The organism is Synechococcus elongatus PCC 11801 (genome assembly GCF_003846445.2).
Taxonomy (GTDB): domain Bacteria; phylum Cyanobacteriota; class Cyanobacteriia; order Synechococcales; family Synechococcaceae; genus Synechococcus; species Synechococcus elongatus_A.
Genome location: NZ_CP030139.2, coordinates 243,843 through 270,401, shown reverse-complemented (window position 1 = coordinate 270,401; position 26,559 = coordinate 243,843). Strand labels below are relative to the sequence as shown.

The 26,559-nt window shown below is 53.5% G+C and carries 18 protein-coding genes; 10 read left to right on the top strand and 8 right to left on the bottom strand.

The genetic code is table 11. The features are described from left to right. Positions 1-574 precede the first annotated feature (574 nt). The 5 genes from DOP62_RS01315 to DOP62_RS01295 form a co-directional block, all read right to left on the bottom strand. Complete coding sequence (locus DOP62_RS01315; protein WP_208673968.1) at positions 575-1,966, bottom strand: RNB domain-containing ribonuclease; 1,392 nt, start codon at positions 1,964-1,966, stop codon at positions 575-577. 85 nt (positions 1,967-2,051) lie between these two features. Further along, a complete protein-coding gene (locus DOP62_RS01310) occupies positions 2,052-6,626 on the bottom strand; it encodes a type I secretion C-terminal target domain-containing protein (RefSeq protein ID WP_370538833.1) in 4,575 nt (1,524 codons plus the stop codon). A gap of 65 nt (positions 6,627-6,691) precedes the next feature. Beyond that, positions 6,692-7,774 (bottom strand): TIGR03032 family protein, encoded by a 1,083-nt coding sequence (locus DOP62_RS01305; RefSeq protein ID WP_208673954.1) that lies wholly within the window; start codon positions 7,772-7,774, stop codon positions 6,692-6,694. 857 nt (positions 7,775-8,631) lie between these two features. Further along, positions 8,632-9,078, bottom strand: a complete 447-nt coding sequence (locus DOP62_RS01300) for a cupin domain-containing protein (RefSeq protein WP_222610246.1) — start codon at positions 9,076-9,078, stop codon at positions 8,632-8,634. A 331-nt stretch (positions 9,079-9,409) separates the two neighbouring features. Next, entirely contained in the window at positions 9,410-10,570 is a 1,161-nt protein-coding gene (locus tag DOP62_RS01295; protein ID WP_370538903.1) for a glycoside hydrolase family 10 protein, read from the bottom strand. Between the two features lie 538 nt (positions 10,571-11,108). Between DOP62_RS01295 and DOP62_RS01290 the strand changes: the two genes are divergently transcribed. From DOP62_RS01290 to DOP62_RS01275, 4 genes are all read left to right on the top strand, one after another. Then, positions 11,109-11,738, top strand: a complete 630-nt coding sequence (locus tag DOP62_RS01290) for a class I SAM-dependent methyltransferase (protein ID WP_208673950.1) — start codon at positions 11,109-11,111, stop codon at positions 11,736-11,738. A gap of 335 nt (positions 11,739-12,073) precedes the next feature. Further along, the gene (locus tag DOP62_RS01285; RefSeq protein WP_370538832.1) at positions 12,074-12,454 is read left to right on the top strand and encodes a hypothetical protein; all 381 of its coding nucleotides are present in this window, start codon (positions 12,074-12,076) and stop codon (positions 12,452-12,454) included. Positions 12,455-12,688: 234 nt separating this feature from the next. After that, entirely contained in the window at positions 12,689-13,537 is an 849-nt protein-coding gene (locus DOP62_RS01280; protein WP_208673944.1) for a cation diffusion facilitator family transporter, read from the top strand. Then, positions 13,534-14,529 (top strand): MBL fold metallo-hydrolase, encoded by a 996-nt coding sequence (locus DOP62_RS01275; RefSeq protein WP_222610244.1) that lies wholly within the window; start codon positions 13,534-13,536, stop codon positions 14,527-14,529. The genes DOP62_RS01280 and DOP62_RS01275 overlap by 4 nt, the downstream gene beginning before the upstream one ends. A gap of 366 nt (positions 14,530-14,895) precedes the next feature. On the opposite strand, the gene DOP62_RS01270 is transcribed toward DOP62_RS01275, so the two are convergent. Both DOP62_RS01270 and DOP62_RS01265 read right to left on the bottom strand, forming a co-directional pair. Then, on the bottom strand, positions 14,896-17,463 hold the full coding sequence (locus DOP62_RS01270; RefSeq protein WP_208673939.1) for an arylsulfatase: 2,568 nt from the start codon (positions 17,461-17,463) through the stop codon (positions 14,896-14,898). Between the two features lie 6 nt (positions 17,464-17,469). Next, on the bottom strand, positions 17,470-18,432 hold the full coding sequence (locus tag DOP62_RS01265) for a formylglycine-generating enzyme family protein (RefSeq protein WP_261789846.1): 963 nt from the start codon (positions 18,430-18,432) through the stop codon (positions 17,470-17,472). 761 nt (positions 18,433-19,193) lie between these two features. Here DOP62_RS01265 and DOP62_RS01260 point away from each other — a divergent pair. Continuing rightward, a complete protein-coding gene (locus DOP62_RS01260) occupies positions 19,194-19,736 on the top strand; it encodes a hypothetical protein (RefSeq protein WP_370538831.1) in 543 nt (180 codons plus the stop codon). A 309-nt stretch (positions 19,737-20,045) separates the two neighbouring features. Here the strand turns inward: DOP62_RS01260 and DOP62_RS01255 are convergent, their stop codons facing one another. Further along, positions 20,046-20,609, bottom strand: coding sequence for a toll/interleukin-1 receptor domain-containing protein (locus DOP62_RS01255; RefSeq protein ID WP_261789845.1), 564 nt, complete (start codon positions 20,607-20,609; stop codon positions 20,046-20,048). Positions 20,610-21,264: 655 nt separating this feature from the next. Here DOP62_RS01255 and DOP62_RS01250 point away from each other — a divergent pair. The 5 genes from DOP62_RS01250 to DOP62_RS01230 all read left to right on the top strand — a co-directional run bounded on the left by DOP62_RS01250 (position 21,265) and on the right by DOP62_RS01230 (position 26,544). Then, entirely contained in the window at positions 21,265-22,266 is a 1,002-nt protein-coding gene (locus DOP62_RS01250; RefSeq protein ID WP_208673933.1) for an aliphatic sulfonate ABC transporter substrate-binding protein, read from the top strand. Between the two features lie 73 nt (positions 22,267-22,339). Then, entirely contained in the window at positions 22,340-23,476 is a 1,137-nt protein-coding gene (ssuD, locus tag DOP62_RS01245) for an FMNH2-dependent alkanesulfonate monooxygenase (protein ID WP_208673930.1), read from the top strand. Between the two features lie 5 nt (positions 23,477-23,481). Then, positions 23,482-24,306: an ABC transporter permease subunit gene (locus tag DOP62_RS01240; protein ID WP_208673927.1), complete on the top strand. Its 825-nt coding sequence runs from the start codon at positions 23,482-23,484 to the stop codon at positions 24,304-24,306. A gap of 29 nt (positions 24,307-24,335) precedes the next feature. Beyond that, positions 24,336-25,136 carry an ATP-binding cassette domain-containing protein gene (locus DOP62_RS01235; RefSeq protein WP_370538830.1) on the top strand — a complete coding sequence of 267 codons (801 nt, stop codon included), beginning with the start codon at positions 24,336-24,338 and terminating at the stop codon, positions 25,134-25,136. Positions 25,137-25,149: 13 nt separating this feature from the next. Further along, a complete protein-coding gene (locus tag DOP62_RS01230) occupies positions 25,150-26,544 on the top strand; it encodes an arylsulfatase (protein WP_208673924.1) in 1,395 nt (464 codons plus the stop codon). Positions 26,545-26,559: the final 15 nt, after the last annotated feature.

Here is a 26,559-nt window from a genome sequence, read left to right as displayed (position 1 = left end):
GCTTAAGAGCTTAAAATTAGAATTAAAGTTAACGATCAAGCCATCACCAGAGAAGCTTCTCCCCTGGCATTAGGACGTCCAGCCTTTCAGAGAGATCCCCTCTAGATTCAGCTCTTGTTCCTCTCCAAGTGGTAGCGAGGTAGGAAAAGATAATATGGAAGAGTTTGGCAGCTCGAGCTGTCAGTACTTCACAGCAATGACCAGAAAAAGAAAGGTCTAGCAGCCGTAAAAGTAGTGGCTGAAAAAGCAACGTCAGCCTTACCTATGGCTTCAGTCGCAAAATTTAGAGCAGTTGCTTAAATTGCTCTGTCAATCACTCTTGTCCAATACGTGTCGTGACTTTCTACAACTACGCCTAGAGGTGATGATGAACTCATCGCACGATGGGAGAAATTCCGCTCAAATTTCGACTGTGCAAGCTCGTTTAAATAAAAACATGATTTAGAAGGTTAAAACTGGATAGTTTTAGGCTTCATCAGTGAGCAAGACATTAGCTATGTATCCCACAATACTATAGTGCTGCCTCGGATCTTGCAATACAGTCTGTCTCGAAAATTCTGAGGCCGCGATCGCTTTACCACTCAACCAAACTAATTCCCTTAAGTACCATCAGCGCAGCCAATTCTCGCACCCTAACTTTCGAGGAAGCGATCGCCTCAACGGATTGCTCCTGCCAGACCAAGCGACAGCACCACTGCCCATTGGCTGGTTCATAGTCAAACTGCGGAGCGGTGCCAATCAACTGCCCCAAGGTATTGAGCACCATCAAGCCATTCAGCAGCGGATCACCCTGACTGAGCTTGGCAATCAGCGCCTGCTTCAAATCGGCTGGAAACTCCTCCGAGAGGATCTGGGCTGCATGTTTGGGCGTCAGACTCCCCTTTTTCAATCGCTCCCGTAGCTGTTGCTCCAACTTAGGCGGAATCGCACCAATCACCGAGACTTGCCGCAACACCGCTGAAAACTGCCCCTCAGTCACCGTTTCCAATTGCTTGACCGAAGACGCCGCCCTCAGCCACTTCTCCTCCGACTTCTGTTTCTGCCGCTCCACCTCAGCTATCGCTCGATCCTGAAGGCGATCGCAAACGCCCAGCAATAACTCCGGCGGATAGAAAGACGGCGACTGATTCAAGACCGCTAGCAACTGTCGCTGATTGACCAAATCCTCATAGCGCCGTAGTGGACTAGATGATCGCGCATAGGCAGGCAGCTGCAACGCCCAGTGAAGACCAGCCTTAACGCGATGCTGTGCCCTCGGTAGACAGTGACTAATCAAGGGAGCCAGCACCACCGGATCGCCGTCATGTTGCTCAAAAAGTGGCGCGATCGCCTCATCCTGTCGGGGGTCTTGCACCCGAAATAGCGCTGGTAGTCCTGCCTGCTTCAGCACTTCTCCTACCAGTTGGTTGTAGAGAATCGCCGTGGAAGCAATCAACTGCTCCGCCTTGCCCGTAACCACAGAGCCCAGGTCATCGCGAAACTCCCCCTGCCGCGATCGCCCCCAGAGACCACGCCGGTTCTTATCCAAGCGAGTTGCCACCACCGCAAGACAGCGCAGCACTTCCTTCAGACCATGATCTTCCTGTCCAGCCAGGATCTGATTGACCTGCTCATAGCTGAGCTTCGCTGCCGACTCCACAACGGTTTCCGAAAACTCAAACGACAGCACCTCCCCCCGCCGCGAGATCGCCGCCTGTAAACAGACCACTGGACGGGGACCCGCAGGCAACAGAGATAAAGCCTCGGTTCGCTCTGGCGAGAGCATGGCGCGAGTCATCTGAGTGCCGTGATAGACCGTCTGCAGCCGAGCCAGCGCCACACATTCCTCAATCCCGAGATGCGGCAAAGCTGTAGCGACTCCCGCGATCGCGATGGTCAGTCGAATGCGATCGCCCTCCGGTTCTGCCCAGACCCCATCATCAAGGTCAAGGCTAGTCGGTCCATCAATCGTCAGAACAGGTTGCATCCCCTGATTCTGCCGGATACCAGTTCAGCAGCGGCAGCTAACATCACCTCGACCGCAGGAGAAGAACCTGATCGCCGCCGTTAGATCAAATCAAGATGTTGTCACCCAAGAGCAAGTCAGAGGAGGAGACCCCCAACAAGGTCACCAGTGGGACAAAGTCCGGCACTCCACCCAGACCCGCATTGACAGATACCGTGGTTCCTAAGAACAGTTGAGTACTGAAGCGCAGGACTTGATCGGCGAGGGGATTAGAGCCTTTGTACCCCAGACTATCCAACAGCACACTCAAATCCAGACTGTCTTGCTTGACATTGAAGTCGACGATCAAGTCTCGAGCGTCAGAAACAGCGGTGTAGACGAAGCGGTCATTGCCAGCACCACCAGACAGGAAGTCTTGACCAGAACCGCCTATCAAGATGTCATTTCCACCCCCCCCAAACAGGAAGTCATTGCCTCCGAGTCCTGTGATAAAGTCATTGCCCTTCGATCCAACGAGGAAGTTCGATCGTTGCGATCCAGTGATTTCATTTAGGTTCGTGACATTGATGGTGAAGGGTTCGCTATAGACCAAGCTGCCATCAGTACTCGTGATGGTGATGGCGTAACTGGGCTTGGTTTCGAAATCAGGACTGGAGCCGACAAAGAAGAGTTCAGTTCCGCGGATTTCGAAGGAAGCAGCATCATCTCCTGCGAGGGACAGGACGTTGTTATTGCCCGTGGTGTCAGGGTCAGTGATGGTGATATCGGCAACTTTAATACCGTCGCCCACGACCGCGTTCTCAGTGATCGCGGTATTGCTCAGCGCCAGATCCGTGGGTGCGCGATTGAAGCTCAGCGTTGTGGAGACCAGTGCACTGGTGTTGGCGAAGTCAGAGCCATCATCAAGCACGAACTCAATCGTGCGGGCACTGCGATCCAGATTCGAGCTATTGGTGTAGGTGACGGTGCGCAGGACTTGTTCATAGTCCGCCACGGAAGCCAGCCCTGAGAGCAACAGCACACCGGTATTACTGTCGTAGCGAGCAGAGATGGAGGTGCCATCGGTGATGGCACTCAGCGACTCTGCCGTGCCATCGGGTCGATTGACCAAGGTCACGGTCGCTGCAGCCAGGGTCGGAGAATTGAGGTCTTCAATAGTGAGGTCTGCTCCTACCACCAAGACGGGTGTGCCAGTGAAGACCGCACCAAAGTCCTGGGATAGCGTGGCAGAGCCATCGAGGTCAAGAATGGGTGCGGCATTACCAAAGACCACATAGCTCTGGCCGGACTGACTGCCATTAGGGTCGGCACCATTCGCTCCAATGATCAGGTCATCGATGCTATCGCCATTGACATCCCCCGCACCGCTCACAGAACGGCCGGAGAGGTCATTTGCCGCAATGCCGTTGATGGCAAAGCCATCACCAGGGGCAAGGGTGGAGAGATTAATATCAGCCCGCGTCGCCCCTTTCTTGCCAAAGACTACATAGCTCTGACCAGAACCATTAATGCCATTGGGATTGGCACCAATGGCTCCAATGATCAGGTCATCGATGCCATCGCCATTGACATCCCCCGCATTACTCACCGAAAAACCGGAGAGGTCATTTGCCGCAATGCCATTGATGCGGAAGCCATCACTAGGGGCAAGGGTGGAGAGATTAATATCAGCCCGCGTCGCCCCTTTCTTGCCAAAGACTACATAGCTCTGACCAGAACCATTAATGCCATTGGGGTCAGCATATGAGGCCCCAATGATCAGGTCATCGAGTCCATCGCCGTTCACATCCCCCGCACTGCTCACTGAACGGCCGAAGTTATCAAATGCCGCAATGCCATTGATGCGGAAGCCATCGCTGGGCGCGAAAGTGGAGAGATCGATATCAGCCCGCGTCGCCCCTTTTTTGCCAAAGACTACATAGCTCTGACCGGAACTCAAGTTCATATTAGGGTCGGCAAATTGAGCCCCAATGATGAGGTCATCGAGTCCATCGCCATTCACATCCCCCGCATTGCTCACTGAAAAGCCGGAGCGGTCATCTGCATTAATGCCATTGATGCGGAAGCCATCGCTAGGGGCGAAAGAGGAGAGATCGATGTCAGCCCGCGTCGCTCCTTCCTTCCCGTACACCACATAGCTCTGACCAGCATCAATATCGCCATTGGGGTCAGCACGATTCGCTCCAATGATCAGGTCATCAATGCCATCGCCATTCACATCCCCCGCATTGCTTACCGCAATACCGGATTGGTCATATGCCGCAATGCCGTTGATACGAAAACCATCGCTAGGGGCGAGGGTAGAGAGATTAATATCAGCCCGCGTCGCCCCTTTCTTGCCAAAGACTACATAGCTCTGGCCAGAATTATTAGTGTTGCCATTGGGGTTAGCGCCAAGAGCCCCAATGATCAGGTCATCGAGTCCATCGCCATTCACATCCCCCGCATTACTCACTGAACGGCCGGACTCATCACCTGCCGCAATGCCATTGATGCGGAAGCCATCGCTGGAAGTGAGAGAGTCTAGATCGATGTCAGCACTAAAGCCCCCTTTCTTGCCAAAGACTACATAGCTCTGACCGGCTCTATCAATGCCGTTGGGATCGGCACCAAAAGCCCCAATGATCAGGTCATCGATGCCATCTCCATTCACATCCCCCGCACCGCTTACGGAATAGCCGGAGAAGTCAGAAGCGACAATGCCATTGACGCGGAAGCCATTGATGCCATCGAGAGCGGAGAGACTAACGCTCGTTTTGCTAGCCAAGGGGAGCTTGAGGACCGTCACGGTTGTCGTGACAACGGCACTGGTGTTGGCAAAGTCAGAGCCATCATCGAGCACGAACTCAATCCGGCGGCGGCTTAAATCTAGGTCTGCGGCACTCGAGCTATTGCTGTAGGTGACAGTGCGCAGGACTTGCTGATAGTCCGCCACAGAAGCAATACCCGAGAGCAACAGCACGCCGGTATTGCTGTCATAGCTCGCAGTGATCGAGGTGCCGGTGGTGATTGCACTCAGCGATTCTGCTGTTCCATCCGGCCGGTTGACCAAGGTCACCGTCGCCGCAGCCAGCGTTGGAGAGTTGAGGTCTTTGATGGTGAGTCCTGAACCCACGACCGAGACTGATGTGCCGGTGAAGACAGTGCTGAAGTTCTGTGATGGCGTCGCAGCACCATCGAGGTCAAGAACGGGTGCGGCATTGCCAAAGACTACGTAGCTCTGGCCAGCAGTGTTGTTGGCAGCATAAGCCCCAATAATGAGGTCATCAACGCCATCCCCATTAACATCCCCAGCACTACTGACAGAGAAGCCGGAGTAGTTAATATCACTAATGCCATTGATGCGGAAGCCATCGCTGCCATCAAGGGTAGCCAGATTGATGTCAGCCCGCGTCGCCCCTAATTTGCCAAAAATCACATAGCTCTGACCAGAAGAGTCGCCGTTTGGGTCAGCAAACGGAGCCCCGATGATCAGGTCATCAATGCCATCCCCGTTCACATCCCCTGCATTACTGACAGAACGGCCGGAGCGGTCATCTGATTTTATTCCATTGATGCGGAAACCATCATCGGGAGCGAAAGTTAAGAGATCGATGTCAGCTCGAGTTGCCCCTAGCTTTCCATACACCACATAGCTCTGACCGGAATATAACTTGCCATCAGGGCTGGCAAACGGAGCCCCAATGATGAGGTCATCAATACCATCCCCGTTCACATCCCCTGTATTACTGACAGAAAAGCCAGAACGATCCCCTGATTTCATGCCAGTGATGCGGAAGCCATCGCTAGCATTGAGGGTGGCAAGATTGATATCAGCCCGAGACTCCTTCTTGCCAAAAATCACATAGCTCTGACCAGATTCAGGTCTGTCATCAACGAGATCACGATAAGCCCCAATAATGAGGTCATCAATGCCATCCCCGTTCACATCCCCTGCATTACTGACGGAGAAGCTGAAGAAGCTATTAGCGAGAGAACTATTAATGCGGAAGCCATCCTCGGGAGCAAAAGTCACGAGATTGATGTCAGCTCGAGTTGCCCCCTTCTTGCCAAAAATCACATAGCTCTGACCAGTGTTGTTGCTGGGAAATGGATCTCCAATGATGAGGTCATCAATGCCATCTCCATTGATGTCCCCGGCATTACTCACAGAAAATCCAGAAGAATAAGAGGGATCAATGCCGTTGCCATTGATACGAAAACCATTGCTACCATTCAAGCTCGACAGTGCTAAAACGGGATCAAAGCTTCCCTGCCGCGCTACATCCTTACCAAAAATCACATAGCTTTGACCAGCACCAGCGTTACCGTTAAGGCCGGCGCGATTAGTTCCGATAATAAGGTCATCAATGCCATCCCCATTGATATCTCCAGCACTACTCACAGACCAGCCAGAGTAGTCAAATGCATTAATGCCATCAATACGGAAACCATTAATGCCATTAAGAGCTGAGAGATTTAGGTTGCTACCAAAGCTATTGCGAGAGCCAAAGACCACATAGCTCTGACCAGTAAAGTTATCGGCACCAAAAGCCCCGATGATGAGGTCATCAATGCCATCCCCGTTCACATCCCCTGCATTACTAACAGAACGGCCAGAGAAGTCAAATTCATTAATGCCGTTAATGCGGAAGCCATTACTGCCATTGAGAGCAGAGAGATTCAAGGATGCATTCGCCATGACCACACCAACGGGGAAAGAACAGAAACGACAACAGGTTGGGTTTATGAGGAATTCAGACCGGCTTATCCCGACTCTTGGATCCGAATCACACGCCGGATTTCATCGGTCTTGAATCCAATCGCCATGGGCCGACGGATCTGGGGCAAGACCTGCACGTCATAGAGCTCTTTAACCACCCCCTCAATCCGCAATTGATGGACCACATCGCCAGAGCGAAGATCAATCACCGCTAATCCACAGCGGGGCTGCGCTTGCTTCTGAGTTAGAGTCTCAGTCAGCGGCAAATCACTGAAAGTCTTGTTATGCCGCGCTTGGGAAAGCCCCACAATCGCAAAGTCACCACGGAAAGCTAAACCGCGTAGATAGCCTGCACAGAAGGCAACGGGCTCAAACTTCCCTTGCTCTAAATCGACATAGCCAAACTCGCCCGTGCCGGAGTTCAACAGCCAGAGCTGGTCGCGATACCAGCGCGGCGAATGGGGCATGGTCAAGCCCGTTGCCACTATTTCGTTATTGGAAACATCCAAGACACAACCGCCATCCAGTCGATGCTCTCGCCAACCATCAGCGACATCGGATTGACTAACCACTGTGACATAGCGGGGTTGTCCATCCCGCAGGGCAAGACCATTCAAGTGACAGCGGTCTTCAGCAGCAAGCTTGGAGATAAACGGTGGCTGCCAGAGCGGTTGAAAGCTATGGCTCTCACTCATCACACTCAGGCAGCTGAATAGGGTATTGACCCCTACGATCTGCTCCGCACTGCTGTGGAAGTTGCCTTCCCGAATGACAAGGTCATGCAGGTCAAGGTCACCCGTGACATAGCTCAGTTGGGGAATATAAAGCGCGTCATAGCCGTTATGCAGTTCTCCCGCATTCAAGACATTCTCAAAGCGCCAGAGTTGATAGAGGGTACTGAGATAAAGACTGGACCCCTGGGCATAGAGGCCCATGCAGCGCTCAAAGGTGCGCTCAAAAACGGACAGGTTGCCATCGGGCTGCAGGCCAATGAAGAACAGCTTGCCCGCTTGATAGGTGGAAAAGGTCAGACTCAAATGCTGTTCATACAGCCAAGCGGTGAATTGCCGTGAGGCGCTGATCTCCAAGCTCGGTTGCTCAGGGCGATCGCTGCTGAGAGTTGTCATGTCTGCTGTTCAATGAGCTTGCTGCAGTTCACTGGACTCTCTTCCGTGGTTCGGGTCTATCCCTTGGGTTCAGGGATACCCTGCACCCTACTTCTAGGCCGAAATCATTGGCCAATAGGTCATTGAAATGGTCGAGTGATTGTAACCCTACATAGTTCCACTCAATCTTTTGGATTGATTGCACTCTCGAGTGGTTACATTTACGGCCTCAGTCTAGACGCCCAATAACTGCCTGTAAACGTGAATGCTTGAAAGCTTCAGCAAAAATATATGGATGGCCGAGCTGAGGCAATCTTGGCCTGAGCGGTGGCGATATCCGATTCCCAACAACCAGGGTTCTGTACTGCAGACTTGAGCGCTTCAGCAATACCTCCGAAAACTCGTCAGGCACTCGCTCTCAATAAGGCTGCTCAGTCTATCAATCGTCAGAACAGGTTTCATCTCCCGATTCTGCTGGATGTGACCTCCTAAGCTAATAACAGGCCAACCCCAGACTTGCCCAACACTGAGAGCGACTCACCCTGGAAAGAACTGATTGAAGCCTTCTTTCCGACGAGATTATCGGCTTCTTTCTGCCGATTCCAAAATTGCTTGAGAGCGCGGCTACGAATTCCCAGATAAGGAACTGCAACAGATCACGGCTGACGCCAAGGTGGGTCGCCGCTACGCCGACAAGCTGGTAAAAGCTTGGACGAAAGCTGGCAAAGAAACGTGGGTGCTCGTGCAGATGGAGGCGCAGAGCGCGCAAGAGAGCGTCTTCGAATAGTTGAACCTCATTCAAGTCCTCAATGCTATGGAGTCATTGATCGGGTGGAGACGGCTATCGAAAGACAACCCATGTAGAGGCTGCGGCAGCCTCAGAGATCAAACCGAACGCCATACTTGTTGGCAACTCTGATTACCTCTGGGACATCTGGTGGACCAGGAACAACCTCACGATTTAACGCCGAGAACATTTGAACGGCCCGACTGCTTGCCCCAGTAACCTCTAATATTTCGCCACCACCAGGACCGTAGCTAAAAGCATGAACAGTCCCAGCAGGGACATGGACTAAGGTGCCAGCAGGGCACATCGTCGTTCTGTCGCTGCAGGTGAACTGAACTTGACCCTTGGTCACGTAAAATGACTCGTCCCAGTCGTGGCTATGGGGTGGTGGACCTGATCCCTCATCCCCCGACTGCAGCGTGATCTGCTGACTTGCTGAGTCCGCTTCTGATACGAGAACAGTGACTTTTGTGCCGACGACATGGAGGGCAGCACTGCGATCGCCCGGTTTCAGGACAAGCGGTTTCGGATTCATCATTTGGCCTCCAGTTCAACAGGCACATCGCGGGTATCACCCGACAGGTTAAACACGCTGTTCCATATGCACGTGCTTGTTAGCTACTCTGACTCCGGTTGCCTCAGAGTTCATCAAATGATCGACTCAATCTACAGAAATCAATGAGGTGCTTCTTTTCATCCCTAGACGGAGTCAAGCGGTAGTCGCTCGTTTGACTTGCTCCCTGCGATCGCAGGTCTAGGTGATGAGACATTCCCTAAAAATTCAGGTGTCATCAGAGCAGAGCGATTGCTGGTTGCTGCGCTTGCCTCGATCTCCCTTCGACTGGCCTACGCTCAGTGGACCTGCGCCTTTAAACCTGGCGCCGCAGGCTAAACCGGGACGCTGGCACGCCAAACAAATCCCGAAAGAGGGCCTGGCGCTCGGCTACAGGCTCCGGCGCATCGTACCAGAGGCTTTCGTAGTAGAAAAAAGCTACCCCTAGTCCCTGACCCGTCGATTGCAGCACCTTGGATTGAATCATCGACATTGGCATGGGGCGATTGCGTAACCCCGTCAGAATGGCAATGGCCACGGGGATTTTCGTTTGGGCTGTCTGAATTTCGGGCCGCAGAATTTGAGTTGTAAAACTGTTCATATCCCAGCGGTAGACCTGCACCAGCAGCTCATCCACCAAACCACGGTTAATCCAGCCCACCCAATCCTGCAAAAACGAGTTGTAGGCCGTCTCGTAGGGATTGGGCGACACGGACAGGATGGCTTGGGGGCGCTGCTGTTTCAAAGTCCGATTTAGCTGACCCACAAAGTCTGTAATTTTGTCCGCCCGCCAGCGCATCCAAGCTGGATCTCGGGGGTTACTCGGTACCGATCGCTTGGTTTCCTTCTGGTATTGCGCCACGGTATAGGGGTCGTAGCCAAAGTCGACGGGCAAGGCCGTGTGGTCATCAAACTGAATGCCGTCGATGTCGTAGCGAGAAGCGATTTCAGCCACTAGGCCATTAATGAATTGCTGAACCTCCGGCTTAAACGGGTTGAGCCACACCACTTCCCCTGCTGCACTGCCCGAAGTCTGGCTACCGTCCCGTCGCTGGGTGAGCCAGTCTGGGTGGGCTACAGCCAACTCCGATGATGGCGGAGCCATAAAGCCAAACTCAAACCAAGGAATGGCCAACAAGCCCTGGCGGTGAGCTTGGTCAATCACATCTGCCAGAATGTCCTGCCCCGCAGCACCTTGGTGGATGTAAGGAATTCCAGCTCGCTGAGCAATGGCGCTGGGATAGAGGGCATAGCCCGAATTCCAAACCACGGGATAGACCGTATTGAAGTTGAGCTGAGATAGCTCAGTCATGGCGCTCTGTACCCGCGACGAATCCCGCAGGACAGGGATATCGTTGGTGGTCAGCCATACCCCCCGGATTGGCTGGGAGCTCTGGGGCATCTGCGCAATCTGCCTTAACTCAGGCTCCGAGGGCGCAAACGGGAGCGGTAGAAAGGCGATCGCAGTCCTACCCATCATCACCACTGCCAGCAGCGTGGTCCAAAACAGCAGAATTCGGCGTATCAGTTTGGGTTTGAGCTGGGGGGGCATAGGGAAAAGGAGTGCTGAGCGTGATCTGCGCCTTGTGACAAAACCCCCTAGTAGTCGAGCGATCGCGAGGCTTAGGGCTCTGACAAGGGAAAGGAGGAAGGATTCTGGAACAGAATTTTGGTTCTGTTTAAGAGAGGCTGACAACAGATACAGATCCTGAGGGATAGAGCTTCCTTTGAAGTTTATGACTCATTGACGTAGCGATCGCCTGATATTGACCCCTCAGCTTAAGTAGATGTTTGGATCGAGATTGTTCCGCAGCGTAGCGCGAGTTTAACTCGCCAGCTGATAGAAAAATGCAATCTAAACACTAGATTGAGGCTGATTGGAGAGAGAAAAGGTGATCACCCAATCCCATCAGGGTCCACTTTCTAGGTCCATCAGGAAAGCAAGGCAGAAAACGCCTACAAAATGCTGTCGTTAGCCCAATAATCTGAGCATCTGCTGAAGTCGAGAGGTTGGCATGGGCTTCTATTCCAATGTGCTGTTGCCATGGTTGATGGATCGCAGCATGGCTGACCCGGCCCTAGTCCCCCATCGGCGGGAAATTTTGGCCAACGTCTCAGGCAATGTGCTGGAAGTTGGTTTTGGCAGCGGAATTAACTTGCCCTATTACCCCGAGGCAGTCACTCAACTCACTACCGTCGATATCAATCCAGGGTTGAATGCGATCGCCCAGCATCGAATTGCCGCTTCGCCCCTGACGGTCAGCAATCAGGTCCTCAATGGCGAGAGCCTTCCGATGGCCACAGCCGGCTTTGACTATGTGGTCAGCACCTACACGCTATGCAGCATTGCCCAAGTGCACGAAGCCTTGAGTGAGATCGCCCGAGTGCTCAAGCCAGGAGGGCAGTTTGTCTTTCTGGAGCATGGATTGAGCGATCGCCCAAACGTCCAGCGTTGGCAGCATCGTCTGACTCCTCTCAATAAGCTGTTGGCAGATGGCTGCCATCAAAACCGCAACATTCAACAGCTCATCGAAGCTCACTTTGAGCAGGTTACGCTGGAACGTTTCGCGGATGAATCCATGCGGTTCATGGGCCAGATCTACTACAAGGGAACCGCTACCAAGACCCCTGTCGCTCCTGACTAAAAGTGGCGAGACCATATCTTAAAAGGATTGAATCGTTATGGCCTTACAACCCTACTCAAGCTCTTTAATTGCGTGTCACCAATACACAACGATGAGATAGGGCGATCGCTCCCTGCTTGAAAAGGTGAATTTCCATTCGCCCAGTGCTCGCTATCACGCTGCCAGCTCTGCCGAGCGCAATGCAGCCATGGCCGAGTTCGGTTTGTCTCTGCAACTACGTTTGGAACTAGCAGGAAACTTTGTTGCTTGCGAAGCCCTACGGGATCTCGATTGCCCCAGTTTGCAAACCGCCCTCGAACTCTGGAAAGCAGCTCAGCAGCAAGTTTGCCAAGCCGATGCAGAAGCAATCGCCCGTGCTGAAGCTCTGCCTCAACCTGACGATTCGCCCCAGCATGCAACCCACCGCGATCGTCGGCATGGTGCTCAAACAGTTTGGCCTCAGTACCGTCATGCAGCGCGACGGTGGCAACTGCCAGACCCGTCTCAGAACCCGCTACTACCGGCTTGAGCAATCGAGCCTCAAACAGCTCAAAACCCTGTTGCAGACAAGGGCAAAGCACTACCAGGAGCAGGGCTTCCGACTACGGCCACACCCCCTAACTCTCCTCCTATTAGAAGGTGTGGCCGACAACGAGCCGATCTCGACTCCCCAGCCGCAAATCCTAGAGGCCCATCCCCTAAATCACTCCCTAAATCGCCTCCAAGAAGCGTCCTAAACCACGGCAGCAGGGCAGGAAGCGAAACGCGATCGCCTGAGCCTTACCCTAAACACCCGCTTTCTCAACCGCAGCTTTCTGCGGCATGGATCCATATGCTTCAACATCTCTAGCTGCATGGTTCACAAAAGCTACTGGCCAATCGCCAGAGCTAAGTCTTGTCATTTTCTAACAACTATGAAATGATTCAATTGCCAAACATCTAAAGCTCTACCGGTTTACCGCAGATTGCTAATGCAGGTTGCTTATTCTCCATCTGATCTGCCTCGTTTTTTGCTGCAAATACGAGGAAAACCTCTTGTTAATTCTCAATCGAGACCTGAGCCTAAAAGAGTTTCCCTACAGCTTCACCTCAGTATTTCAATCTGTCTTTTATTTGGGTTATTTCTAGTAGAGCTAGGAATTGGCTACTGGAGTCACAGCCTGGCTCTAATAGCTGATGCTGGTCATGTCAGCATTGATATTGCCGCACTGCTTACAACGCTTATTTCAAATTACTTAGCTCAATCACCACACCGGTATCGCTGGCTTCCGAGTCCAGAGCGTCTCGAAATTCAATCTGCTTTTATCAATACCTGTAGCTTACTAATTGTTGCAGTCACAATCGCGATTGAAGCAATTCAACGATTGCAGCTCGGAGAAATAGAAATTCTAGGGCTCCCCATGCTGGGGGCTGCAGTTGCAGGCTTATTAATTAATCTCATTAATGCTATCTGTCTCAAAAGCTGCAGTCACCATAATCTCAACCTTAAAAGTGCTTTCTTCCATGTCATTGCAGATGTTGTTAGCTCTGTTGGCGTTGTTCTTGGTGCGATCGCAGTAACGTATTGGAATTGGAGCTGGGCAGACGGTCTAACAAGCTTATTAGTCTCTTTAATGATTCTAATTTTTGCTTTGCTACTCCTGCTTAAGGTTAGCCAACAACTCTTTAGTCTTCCAACAATTCAAGTAGCGAAATCATTCCAAAAGCCAATAACAGCCTTGCAATCTTGTCTTGCAGACTATTGCAACTGCTCTGTGAACCATTCCCCGCGTACCTTGAATCCTTTGCTCTCTCCATCTCTAGAGGATCTAATCCGATGAAAAAACGACTCCTATCAATGAGTTTGCTGTTTATTCTGGGAACTTTTCTTGTCTTCGGAGTAACCAGTTTTCTTCAGCCCTCTCGTGTTCTAGCAGCATCACCACCGGCTGGTCAAAACCGTATTACTAGTCTGTACGATGCAATTAGCTCTAGTCAGACACTCGAAAAAGATTGGGGTTACAGTGCACTTGTTGAGTACAACGGTAAACGCATCTTGTTTGATGCTGGTAATAATGCCGATATTTTTAAGCGCAATGTTAAGAAGCTAGGACTTGACCTAAGGACGATTGATTTTGCGGTTCTCTCGCATCCCCATGCCGATCACTTGAGTGGTTTTGACTATCTTGTTGAAGTCAATCCCAACGTCAAACTCTATCTCCCTGCTGACCTTCATAACCTTGGAGCACCATCCCTCTTCAAGTTTGGTGGCCCTGATCCCAATGCCGCCGCTGCACTCCCACCGGAAGAACGTTACTTCGATACAGGTGCAACAGAAGTTCAACTCAAGCCGAGTGGACGGTACTACAAAGCCAAAAATGTTGAATATCTTCGTGACAACTTAACAGTTGCTCCGGGAATCACCATTATTTCAACGCGATCGCCCTACCTCGGAGGCTTTAACGGCTATCCCCCCAAAACCCCAACAGAGCCCGCACTTGTCGGCTTACCAGAACTCTCCCTTGCCCTCGATACTTCCCGAGGAGAAGTTCTCATTTCGGGTTGCTCTCATACTGGCATCGAAGCCATTATTGAAGCGACTCAAAAAGCGACTGGGAAGTCTACTTATGCTGCATTGGGTGGGTTTCATCTTTTCCCCTATGATGCGACATACATCACAGCTCTTGCTAACAAAGTCAAGAATGATCTGGGAGTTCGGATTGTTTCACCAGCCCATTGCACAGGACATCTTGGCTTTAAAATTTTCAAGGACTTTTACAAGGATAACTATCTCTATGGTGGCCTAGGATCACAATTTAAATTCTCAGCATAGCCTCATAAGGCTATCCACCTTTAAGGAGCTGTTCTGTCTTTAAGATTGAGCAGCTCTTTTGTTTGAGTTAACTCAGTTAGAACAGTAATTATCAGTCTGTAAATTCTCACTAAAAACTACTCATCACCCGCTTGCTCTCTATCCCCTTAGAGAGCCAAGCTAACTCCCTTCATCACTATCAGCGCTGCCAATTCCCTTGCCCTCACTTTCGAGGGAGCGGATCGCCCCTAAATATCTGCTTTCTTAACCACAGAGCCCAGCAGCGTGGAGCTGTTTACTTAAAAAGATTTCCTTCTATTTCCAAATACCAGCCCCATAGCTTGCGATGGGCGTTGATCCAATTTCATCAGTCAAGAATCCGGTGATCTAGTCACTAATAGCCTTGGTGCGCATCGTTGCCTCCAACTCCTTGATATCTGCGGGTGACAGCTGAGGTCGATTGACCGTCACAGTCAGCTTATTGAGCTTGCCAGTAAAGCGGAATGGAGGCTGGTAGTCAGCGTCATTAACACCGGTGAGCGTATCAGAGCCGATATCAAAGCTTTCATCCCACTGCAGGATCATCGGCAGGGTTTTGGGCATAGTTTTGGTCGCAACCACTTGACCATCCACCTTGAGGGTGCCGGTGCCGGGGCGGCCAACGCCACTGAAGTCGTTGAAGGCCAGGGTGCCGGTCCCCTTGCCGTCGTAGACAAAATCGAACGCGACCTTGTGCTTGCCAGGCGAGAGCGGCTCGGTTCCCTCCCACTTCAGGCGCTCCAGATCCACCATGTTCCACACCCAAACGGGCCTGCCATTCTTGAGGTAGAAGCCATAGCCACCGAAGCGGCCGCCAGAGGTCAGCAGCATGCCCTCGGCGCCGCCAGCCGGCACCTCGATGTCGGCAGTGACGCTGTAGGAGGTGTTGAGCAGCAGGGGTGAATCGCCCTGGGGCAGCCCCACCATCGGCCGGGTGTAGACGAACTCACGGCGTCCGGCGGTGATGTTTGGCCGTGGCGCCACGATCCGCGCCGCTACCGAGGCATCAAGCGGGAACACCTGATACTTCTTCGCCTCGGCAATGAACGCCTCCTTCATCTCCTTCAGTTTCTGCGGATTCTGGGCTGCCAAGTCGGTGGTCTGGCTGAAGTCACGCTTGAGGTCGTAGAGCTCCAGCGTCTGGTTGTTGAGCGGATCGGGGTTAGCCGGGCCAAAGGACTCCCAAGGAGCACGGTTCACCTTTGTGCTCAGCAGCCAGCCCTTGTCATAGAGAGCCCATTGCCCAAACATCTCGAAATACTGCCGCTCGTGCCTTGAGGGCGCCTTGGCATTCTTGCCATCGAAGGTATAAACGAAGCTCGTGCCCTCAATTGGCTTCTGGGGGATGCCGTCCACCAGATTTGGCGCCCGTAGACCCGCAGCCTCTAGGATGGTCGGCACCACGTCGATCACGTGCACGAACTGCTCACGCAAAGCGCCCTTGTCCTTGATCCGCGCTGGCCACGACACAACCATGTTCTGATTCACGCCGCCGAGGCGGGAGGCGTTCTGCTTGAACCAGCTGAAAGGGGTGTCGAAAGCCCACGACCAACCCGCCGACATGTGGTTGTAGGTCTGGTCGGTGCCCCACACGTCGAAGAACTTCATCTGAACATCGACGGGCAGCATGTTGAGGCCGTTGAACCAGGCCACCTCATTAGGGGTACCTAGCGGGCCGCCTTCGGCGCTGGTGCCGTTGTCGCCGTTGATGTAGATGATCAGCGTGTTGTCGAGCTTACCGAGGTCTTCGAACTGCTGGATCACCCGGCCGATCTCATAGTCGCTGTAGGCGGCGTAAGCAGCGAACACCTCCACCTGGCGGATGAAAAGTTTCTGGGCCTCCGGGCTCAGCTGGTCCCAAGGCGTAATCAGATCAGCAGGCCAAGGATCGAGCTTGGCGTCCTTGGGAATCACGCCGAGCTTCTTCTGGTTCGCGAAGATTCGTTCCCTCAGTTTCTCGTAGCCATCATCAAAGAGATGCATGGCGTGGATCCTGTCCACCCACTCCTGGGTGGGGTGGTGGGGAGCATGGGTAGCTCCGGGGGCGTACTTGATGAACAGCGGCTTGCTGGGGTTGATCTGGTGCATCCGCGTCATGTAGTCAATGGCGTCATCCGCCATCGCGGTCACCAGGTTCCAGCTGCCGGGAGTCTTACCCTCGAAGGGATAGATCTGGGTGGTATTGCGGAACAGGTTCGGCTGCCACTGGTTGGCGTCCCCACCCACGAAGCCGTAGAAGTACTCGAAGCCCATCCCCGTGGGCCACTGATCGAAGGGCCCGCTCTGGCTGGCCTGGAAGGCGGGCGTGTTGTGGTTCTTGCCGAACCAGGCGGTGGCATAGCCATTGTCCTTGAGCAGGCGGCCGATCGTGGCCTTGTCGCGCTCGATGATGCTGTTGTAGCCAGGGAAACCGGTAGCCTGCTCCGAGATCACTCCAAAACCGGCGGAGTGGTGATTGCGGCCGGTGATCAGGGCGGCACGCGTGGGAGAACACAGCGCCGTGGAGAACATGCGGTTGTATCGCAGCCCGGCCTTGGCGACACGATCCATCGCTGGAGTAGGAATCACACCACCGAAGGTACTGGGCACCCCAAAACCAGCATCATCGGTGATGATCAACAGCACATTAGGCGCTTGCTGCGGAGGAACGATCCTGGGTGCCCACCAAGGCTTCGACTGCAAGGCTCCATTCTTGATGACACCGCCAAAGGGCGAGGGGGGAGCTGGGAGCTGATTGCCGAGGATAGTCGTCGTGGCATCCGGTGCTCCAGGGGTTCCAGTGATTTTTTGAGCGATCGCGGGAGTCCACCAAAACCCGGTTGAGATCACCAGGATCAGCGCCAAAAAACCAGCCAGAACCGACTGCAGCGGACGGAGAGACAGGCGCGAGCAAAGTCGAGAGAACAGGCTAGGCATGGCAGCTTAGGAATGAGCAGACAGTAATGGTGAGAAGTCTTCTAGGGGCGCGACCAAGCGGAAGCCAATGTGAGAGGTGCCCGTATCAGGGGATTGGGCTTCGCGGGCGGCTGGCCGATAACGACTGCAATAGTTCTGGGCACAGAGAAACGACCCCCCTTTAATGACGTGTTTGGCGATGCCGGGATCGCGGGGATCTAGACTGTCCTGAACTTGACTAACCCAAGGATTATGTTGGTGTGCCTTCTGGGGATGTCCTACTTGGTACCAGTCTTTTGTCCACTCCCAGACGTTGCCGGTCATGTCGTAGAGGCCATAGCCATTCGGCGGAAATGACTCGACTGGAGCAGTCCCAAGATAGCCATCCGCACCGCTATTGTCCTTAGGGAAATGCCCTTGCCAAGTGTTGGCTTTGCGGGGTGAGTAGGTGTTGCCCCAACTAAAAATTTGATCTTTGAGCCCGCCCCGTGCCGCAAACTCCCATTGGGCTTCGGTGGGGAGGGTTTTGCCTGCCCAATCAGCATAGGCTTGGGCATCTTCAAAAGCCATATGGACAACAGGATGATCCCCTTTGCCCACGAGGTCACTGTTGGGTCCCGTCGGGTGTCGCCAGTTGGCACCGGGAACCCAATGCCACCAACTCAATTCTGGAACCGCTTGATTGGCTTCTGGAGCTTGAAAAACCACTGAGCCTGGGGCTCGCTCTGCTGGACTCAGCTCGGGAAACTGGTCAGATAGCAGCGGCCGCTCTGCCACAGTGACGTAGCCAGTCGCGCTCACAAAGGCGAGAAATTGATCGTTGGTTACTTCGTGGCGATCGATACAAAACGTAGAGAGGCGAACATCGTCAACGGCCTGCTCTTCAGGTAATTGTGCGGCAGCGCCCAAGCGAAACGTGCCGCCCGAAATAGCAACCATCTCAGGGGGACAAGCCCAAGCAGGCTGAGCCCACAGCAGAAGTCCGGCCAAGCAAAGACTCCATAGCCAAAAGAACCCAAGCCTTTGATACCAAGGGTCAGGAAGCTTCAATCTACCCATCCAGGCTGCCAATTCATCGGTTCAAAACGATGGTCAAATAGCCTTCACAGACTGACACGGCGACCCAGAAATAGTGTTTATGTAACTAAAGTGCAATTCAAATGAAAATCTCTTAATTCAAACTAAGTATGCATTGCGATCACAGCCTTTATTTCTATACACCAGCATCAAAAATTCGGCAGTTTGAGTGTTCGCGGAAGGATTTTTGAAAGAGCTTTACGAGAGCTTTCTCACTCTTTATGATGAAGAACCAACCTAGCTATCACCCGAGGATTGTGGGCTTTAAATATTTTTTACTACCTGTTGCTAGCCTGAGCCTCCTCACATTAGCTACAGCCCCAGAGAGTCGTGCCGATACACTCCTAGAATCGAGTGATGCTCAGCCTAAGCTGATCTCCACGGAAGTCCAAGAATCCCCTCAGACAGAATCCCCTCAGTCAGTAACTAATGACTCAGAGTCATCAGAGGCCTGGAAATTTAGTATCGAGCCCTATGTTTTTGCTCCCCTCCGAGTCCAAGGACCGATTACTGTTCGTGGAGTAACCGCCAATATTGATGCAGGTCTGGGACAAGTTTTAGAAGCACTCTCCTTTGCAGCAGCAGCAAGAGCTCGACTTGAAAAGGATCAATTTGCACTCTTTACAGACTTGTACTATGTGGATTTAAAAGGCAGCGGTCTACGTTCAATCAATGTGTTAGAAGGGCCAAGAGGACGGACTCGTGCGATCGATGCAGCGACAACTGTCAACACAAGTCAAGGGATCTATGATTTCGCTGCTCAATATCGCTTTGGTAGCGATCGCCCTGATCCAAATGGGGGATTAGTCCTATCTGTCTCGCCCTATGTGGGGGTTCGGGTGGTCGATGTTGCAACATCCCTTGATCTACAGGTTTCAAGTACCTCACGGACAGGACGACGAGAGATCAGCAGTCAGCGCTTTTTGAGTTCATCGCAAACCAAAGTTCAGCCCTTGCTAGGCAGTGAACTGAAGCTGATCGTCACGCCCGAATTTTCACTCTTTGCCAGAGGAGATATTGGTGGACTTGGTCTAGGCGGTGGAGAAAACCTCAGCGCTAACGGCATTGTGGGTGCCGCAATTAAGATAGGAAACTCGACGAACCTCAATCTGGCCTATCGAACGCTCCGCCTAAACTTAAGCAATACGGATGCGAGCCCTAATAGCTTTGATATCACTCAAACAGGGCTGCAGCTTGGGCTTCAAATTCGTTTTTAAGTGACTTAAATTCAAAATTTAAGTAGCTAAAATAGGCTCGCAGCGCATCCAACAAGCCGCGCCCAAGTGAGAGGAGAGAGTTCGATCACTCTGATAAACAGATTCCCTTCAGAAGCAGTGCTGCGAGTTCACGCGCCCTCACTTTTGAAGAAGCGATCGCCCTCGACATCCCCTAAATCACCGCGTTTTCAACCACAGTTCCCTGCGGCATGGAGTTGTTTGGCTAAATAAAAGATGTCTTTTCTCAGCAAAAAGCAGCGGCTTACCTTCGTCCGCTGCAATCTGCCAAGGCAGTGCGCCCATTCTGATCTAAAAGCCGAAAAGCTCAGCAATTTTGGCTGCAACAGTTGACATTGAATCTTCTGCGGTGCTCAGTCCGCTACGAGATGCCAGTAGGGGGCTGACGTTACGGAGAGCCTCATACGTTGTTTCGTGCACGATGATAATGATCTGATCACGTGCAAGCAGTTCTGAAAAGTCTTTATCAGTAATGCCCTCTGTTGGTAATCGGTGCAGCAGCGCAGGGGTCACCAACACAATCCCGACTCGTGCGTTCGCCAAACCTTCGTCAATAGATAATAGCAATGGCACGCCGAAACCAACGTCTTTCTTGCTGGACCAGACTTGCAGGCCACGTTCTTCCAATCGATCATGGAGCTTCTTGGCTGCGCCCTGACGGTCGTCCCATGCGTGGCAAAGGAAAACATCCCAAAGGCTTGGTAGTGTCGCTAGCTTCTCAACACTGTTGTAAATCGGTGTCAGTGCTCGTATTTCTGTAGGAGTGTAGACGACAGAGGATCTGGCCGGAGACCAATGGGGCCTTGTACTGTTGCCCTGACTGCCCTCGATGCTCCCCAAAGAAGAGTAGGACAAAGACGTTCCGTAGCCTTGATTGCGTCTATAGCGACCACCGCATACAGGGCAGTTCGCAGCAGCGCTCGCTGAGCGATGGCCCTCTCGAGGAGCCGTGCATTTGGCCACTTCATGATCCTCGTTATTGGGTTAGCACTAGAGTATTTGTTTTTTGAGCAGTCAAGACAGTCAAATAAATTCTAGTCATAGAAAATAACTACGGCTGATTTATATTCTCAAACCTTAATGTTAAAGACTAAATATTAGAGTTAAGTGATCGCCCGATCACTTAACCAAACAAATTCCCTTCAGCACCATCAGCGCAGCCAGCTCCCTTGCCCTCACTTTTGAGGAAGCGATCGCCTCAAACGCTTGCTCCTGCCAAACCAATCGACAGCACCACTGTCCATTGGCTGGTTCATAGTCAAACTGCGGAGCGGTTCCTACTCCCGCGATCCTCTAGTGCAGGCGATCGCGTTTATCCTTCCAAGCTCGTTGTCTTCCTGAAAGCCAGTCTTAGTAGCAATTGACCGTCAACTCCTAAGGCTGAAAGCAGTATTGGAAAGCTACAGGCTAAAACCAGAACTTTGTCAAGCTTCCTAGAGACTTGATGGCATTATTTTTCAAAAATACGGTAATTACATGGAGATTTTGTAGATAAGAGGATCGAGTACCTGTGGCTCTCAAAACTGCTCTAGGCCGCCGCAAAGTCAAAGCCTTGCTAGCGGGCGTTGCCGTTGCTGCCACCGCGACGACAGCCGTGACAGTTTTTGGGAACTCCGCCCCCGTTACAGCCAAGCCAGAAGAAAAAGTCCAGGTGCGCATCGGCTTCCAAAAAGCCGGCCCTGTTCTTATCTCTGTCAATGCCAAGAAAACGCTAGAGAAAACCCTCAAAAAAACCGGTAGTTCTGCCACTTGGTCAGAATTTACTGCCGGTCTGCCGATGGTCGAGGCTCTGAATGCTGGCGCGATCGATATTGCCTACGTTGGCGAAGCCCCGCCCATCTTTGCGCAAGCTGCCTCTGGCTCTGTGACTCGCTATGTTGCCTACGATCCCTTTGGGCCGAAGGCCGAAGGCATCCTTGTTCATCGCAACTCTCCCATCAAAAAACTGTCAGACCTGAAAGGGAAGCGGATTGCGGTCCAAAAAGGCTCCAACACCCACTACCTATTAATCAGTGCGCTGAAATCGGCCAATCTCAAACCCAGCGACGTCAAAATCTCTTACCTCAAGCCCTCTGATGGCCGAGCTGCCTTCGAGCGTCGGGATGTCGATGCGTGGGTCGTCTGGGATCCTTTCCTCGCCGCTGGCGAAGTGGAAGCCGGTGGTCGTCTACTGACCAATGCCCAAGGGCTAGCGCCCAACCGCGGCTACTATCTCGCTTCTGCCTCGTTCATCAAGAAATATCCAGAGACTCTCAAGACCGTCCTCAAGGAATTCAAGCAGGAAGCCCAACTGCTCAACAAAGACAAAACGAAGGCGGCCAATCTTCTTTCCTCAGCCACGGGTATCAGTCCTAAGACCTTGCTCATCGCTGAAAACCGTCGCACCCACGATGTCTTACCCATCACCAACCCCGTCATTCAAAAACAGCAAGAAATTGCAGACACCTTCCGCGCGCTAAATCTCATCCCTAAATCGATCAAGGTCAAAGACGCCGTTTGGATTTGGAAATAGTGACGGGTGCCCCCCAACAACGCCACTCTCTGCCGATCGCAACACTGCTTTTTGTCCTTCCGCGTCTCCTGCCATGCAGCTTTTTTGGTTCATCCCCCTTCACGGTGATAGCCGCTATCTCGGGACTGCTACCGGAGGGCGACAGATCACCCTCCCCTACATCCAGCAAATTGCCAAAGCCGCCGAAGACCTTGGCTATCCGGGGGTTCTTCTCCCCACCGGCCGCTCCTGCCACGATGCCTGGGTAGCAGCCTCCATGCTGGCGAGTTCCACCGAACGGCTCAAGTTCCTCGTTGCAGTCCGCCCTGGGCTGATGTCGCCGAGCGTCGCGGCCCGCATGGCCGCCAGCTTCGACTGGCTCAGCAACGGCCGCTTGCTGATCAATGTCGTCACTGGGGGCGACCCCGTGGAGCTGGCTGGAGATGGACTCCATCTCAATCACGCGGAACGCTATGAACTCACCGATGAATTCTTGACGGTCTGGAAACAGATCATTCAAGGCCAGAAAACAACTTTCAAGGGCAAGTACCTCGATATCCAAGAAGGGAATGTTCTCCTCAAAGGCGTCCAGCGTCCCCACCCGCCGCTGTGGTTTGGCGGGTCTTCCGAGGTAGGACAAGCGATCGCGGCTCGCCAAGTCGATACCTATCTCACTTGGGGAGAGCCCCCCGCTCAAGTCGCAGAAAAAATTGCCGCCGTGAGAGCGAAGGCGGCTCAAGCGGGTCGTCAGCTCCAGTACGGCATTCGCCTACACATCATCGTCCGCGAAACGACCCAAGCCGCTTGGGATGCCGCTAACGACCTGATTCGTTATGTCGATCAAGAGACCATTGATGCGGCTCAAGCGGTGTACCGGCGCATGGATTCCGTTGGCCAAGCTCGCATGAGCCAGCTCCACGGGGGGAGTACTCAAGCTCTCGAAATCAGTCCCAATCTCTGGACGGGCATTGGACTGGTGCGTGGCGGTGCCGGAACGGCGCTCGTGGGAGATCCCGAAACCGTTGCGGCCCGCCTGCAAGAATATGCCGACCTCGGCATCGAGCATTTCATTCTCTCCGGCTATCCCCACCTCGAAGAGGCCTATCGAGTCGCAGAACTGCTCTTCCCCAAATTGCCCCTCCAACAGACTCATCGCCTGCAAGGGGATGTCCTCTTTGCGCCCTTTGGCGAAATTATCGCCAACGACAAAGTCCCTACGGTGGCCGGTTAACGACCATGACAGTCTCTGTGCTTCGCTTCCACCGAGCCCAGCTCCAGCGCTGGATTCTGCCTTGGATCGTTCCGATCGCCCTCATCATCGTTTGGGAAATCCTTGCCGATATCGGTTGGATTCCTGTCCGAATTCTGCCTGCTCCCAGCGCGATCTTCTGGGCCGGCATCCAGCTGGCTCAATCGGGTGAGCTGTGGTCCCACCTCGGCATCAGCGCTGCACGGGCCGCCACCGGCTTTTTCATTGGGGCTTCCCTCGGGCTCACCCTCGGCTTTATCAACGGCATTTTGCCGATCGCCGAGACCCTGCTCGATTCCTCGCTGCAGATGCTGCGCAACATCCCCAACCTCGCGCTCATTCCGCTGGTCATCCTCTGGTTTGGCATTGGTGAAGAGGCCAAGATTTTTCTGGTTATGCTCGGGGTCTTTTTCCCTGTCTATCTCAACACCTTCCACGGCATTCGCAACATCGACCCCAGCCTGCTGGAAATGGGGCGCGTCTACGGGCTCAACCGCCTCCAACTGATCACCAACATCATCCTGCCCGGTGCACTGCCGTCCATCTTGGTGGGAGTTCGCTTCTCCTTAGGCATTGCCTGGATCACGCTGATTGTCAGCGAAACGATCGCCACCGACAGCGGTCTGGGCTACATGGCCATGAATGCTCGGGAGTTTATGCAAACCGACATCATCGTCTTCAGCATTCTGCTCTATGCCCTGCTGGGCAAATTGTCCGACGGCATTGCCAAGACCCTAGAGTTCCAACTCTTGCAATGGCATCCCAACTTTCAGTCCGGTAGCAAGGACACCTATCCCGTTGCCAAAGTCTGAAGCCCATTGATGACCCAGAGGAAACACTGATGACCCGCCAGACCGAAGGGACCCGTATTGATTTGCTGGGACTGACCAAAGCCTATGCGGGGCGTCCTGTGCTCCAGCAGCTAGAACTGACGATCGCCGCTGGGAGCTTTGTTGCTGTGATTGGGCGCAGTGGTTGCGGCAAGTCCACCCTGTTGCGCTTGATCAGTGGTCTCGAGCAGGCCAGTGCGGGCGGCATCCTCATCGATGGACAGCCCCTGAAGGGCCTGAACCGCTTGGCGCGGGTCATGTTCCAAGATGGGCGACTTCTCCCTTGGAAAAACGTGATCAACAATGTTGGCCTTGGGCTGAAGGGCAACTGGAAACCCAGAGCAGAACAGGTTCTCAAGCAAGTAGGTCTACTGGAGCGATCGCAGGAATGGACAGCTCGGTTATCCGGTGGGCAAAAGCAGCGCGTCGCCCTCGCCAAAGCGCTGATCACCCAACCCAAACTGCTGCTCCTCGATGAACCCCTCGGGGCTCTCGATGCCCTCACCCGCGTCGAAATGCAGCGGCTGATTGAAGGCCTCTGGCTCGATCAAGGCTTCACCACACTGCTCGTCACCCACGATGTCGAAGAAGCCGTTGCTCTCGCCGATCGCATCTTGGTCCTCGAAGACGGTGGCGTTGTCCGCGATATCCCCATCCAGCTCCCTCGGCCCCGCCATCGCGGCAATCCAGAGTTCGCCCGTCTGGCCGAAGACATCCTCGAAGGCATCCTCAGCGGCAACAACCCACCGCAGCGGTCTGCGATCGCCCCAACCCTCAGCCATCCAGCCCTTGAAATCGAACTGACCGCCTAGTCTTTCTCCCGCTATGTCGATAGAAACCTCAACCAACCGCCCCAACATTGTTCTGATCCTGACCGATAACCTTGGCTACGGCGAACTGGGCTGCTACGGCGGCGGGGAGCTGCGGGGAGCGCCGACCCCCCGTGCCGATCAACTCGCTGCCGAAGGCCTACGCCTCACCAATTTCAACGTCGAGGCCCAATGTACCCCCAGCCGTTCAGCGCTCTTAACGGGTCGCTATGCCTATCGGTCTGGCACCTTGACGGTTCCCATCGGCAACCCCGCGATCGGGGAGCCGGAAGCGCAAGGACTCAATCCTTGGGAGATCACCCTTGCCTCTGTGCTTTCAGACAAGGGCTACAAAACTGCTCACTACGGCAAATGGCACCTCGGCAGTGTCGAAGGACGGTTCCCAACCAACCACGGCTTCGACGAATGGTGGGGAATTCCCCGCACCACCGACGAAGTCTTCTGGCCGGATAGCCCTGGCTTCGCCAATTCAGGCGTCGAGCCCCAGTACATTTTGGAAGGAAAAAAAGGCGAACCCACCCAACGACTTGCGGTCTACGACCTCGAGCAGCGATCGCACCTGGATGCTGAAATTACCCGTCGCACGATCGACTTCATCGAGCGCAGCGTCCAAGCAGGAAGTCCCTTCTTCGCCTACGTTCCCCTCACCCAAGTTCACCTGCCCACCCTGCCACATCCCGACTTTGCAGGCAGTACGGGGAACGGTGACTTTGCAGACTCCGTTGTCGAAACCGACCATCGACTGGGGCAAATCCTCGATACCCTCGATCGCCTTCAGATTAGCGACAACACAATCGTCATCTTTACCAGTGACAACGGCCCCGACCCCACGTGGCCGTGGCAAGGTTCCGCTGGCCCTTGGCGCGGCTACTACTTCACTCACATGGAAGGCTCGTTACGCGTTCCCTTCCTGATTCGCTGGCCCGGCCGTATTCCTGCCGGTCGCGTCAGCAATGAAATCGTCCACCAAGTCGATCTGTTCACCACCCTGAGTCACCTCGTCGGGGCTGAGCTGCCGAGCGATCGCGCCATCGATGGGGTTGACCAGACGGCATTTCTGCTGGGGCAGCAGTCCCAGTCCAATCGCGAAACAGTACTGGCCTTTGTGGCCGATCGCCTCGAAGCCGTCAAATGGCGGAACTGGAAGCTCGCCTTCTACGAAGAAACCCGCGATTGGTTCAGTACCCCCAGCAAACTGACCCTGCCCAAACTCTTCAACCTCACCACCGATCCCAAAGAAGAGTATCCCGAAGAGACTCTGCGCAATACCTGGGTCATCGATCGCTGCCTTGCTGCCATTCGTCAGTTCCAAGACAGTCTCCAGCACTATCCCGCCATTCCCGAAGGAACCAAGGGTCGCTTCGACCCCACCACCGTGAGCACGCCTTGAGTCACGGTCATCTTC

Coding starts and splice junctions, on each gene's coding strand:
- DOP62_RS01315 (WP_208673968.1), bottom strand. CDS start 1,966: ATGCAACCTGTTCTGACGATTGATGGACCGACTAGCCTTGACCTTGAT.
- DOP62_RS01310 (WP_370538833.1), bottom strand. CDS start 6,626: ATGGCGAATGCATCCTTGAATCTCTCTGCTCTCAATGGCAGTAATGGC.
- DOP62_RS01305 (WP_208673954.1), bottom strand. CDS start 7,774: ATGACAACTCTCAGCAGCGATCGCCCTGAGCAACCGAGCTTGGAGATC.
- DOP62_RS01300 (WP_222610246.1), bottom strand. CDS start 9,078: ATGATGAATCCGAAACCGCTTGTCCTGAAACCGGGCGATCGCAGTGCT.
- DOP62_RS01295 (WP_370538903.1), bottom strand. CDS start 10,570: ATGGGTAGGACTGCGATCGCCTTTCTACCGCTCCCGTTTGCGCCCTCG.
- DOP62_RS01290 (WP_208673950.1), top strand. CDS start 11,109: ATGGGCTTCTATTCCAATGTGCTGTTGCCATGGTTGATGGATCGCAGC.
- DOP62_RS01285 (WP_370538832.1), top strand. CDS start 12,074: ATGCAGAAGCAATCGCCCGTGCTGAAGCTCTGCCTCAACCTGACGATT.
- DOP62_RS01280 (WP_208673944.1), top strand. CDS start 12,689: ATGCAGGTTGCTTATTCTCCATCTGATCTGCCTCGTTTTTTGCTGCAA.
- DOP62_RS01275 (WP_222610244.1), top strand. CDS start 13,534: ATGAAAAAACGACTCCTATCAATGAGTTTGCTGTTTATTCTGGGAACT.
- DOP62_RS01270 (WP_208673939.1), bottom strand. CDS start 17,463: ATGCCTAGCCTGTTCTCTCGACTTTGCTCGCGCCTGTCTCTCCGTCCG.
- ssuD (WP_208673930.1), top strand. CDS start 22,340: ATGCAGCTTTTTTGGTTCATCCCCCTTCACGGTGATAGCCGCTATCTC.
- DOP62_RS01240 (WP_208673927.1), top strand. CDS start 23,482: ATGACAGTCTCTGTGCTTCGCTTCCACCGAGCCCAGCTCCAGCGCTGG.
- DOP62_RS01235 (WP_370538830.1), top strand. CDS start 24,336: ATGACCCGCCAGACCGAAGGGACCCGTATTGATTTGCTGGGACTGACC.
- DOP62_RS01230 (WP_208673924.1), top strand. CDS start 25,150: ATGTCGATAGAAACCTCAACCAACCGCCCCAACATTGTTCTGATCCTG.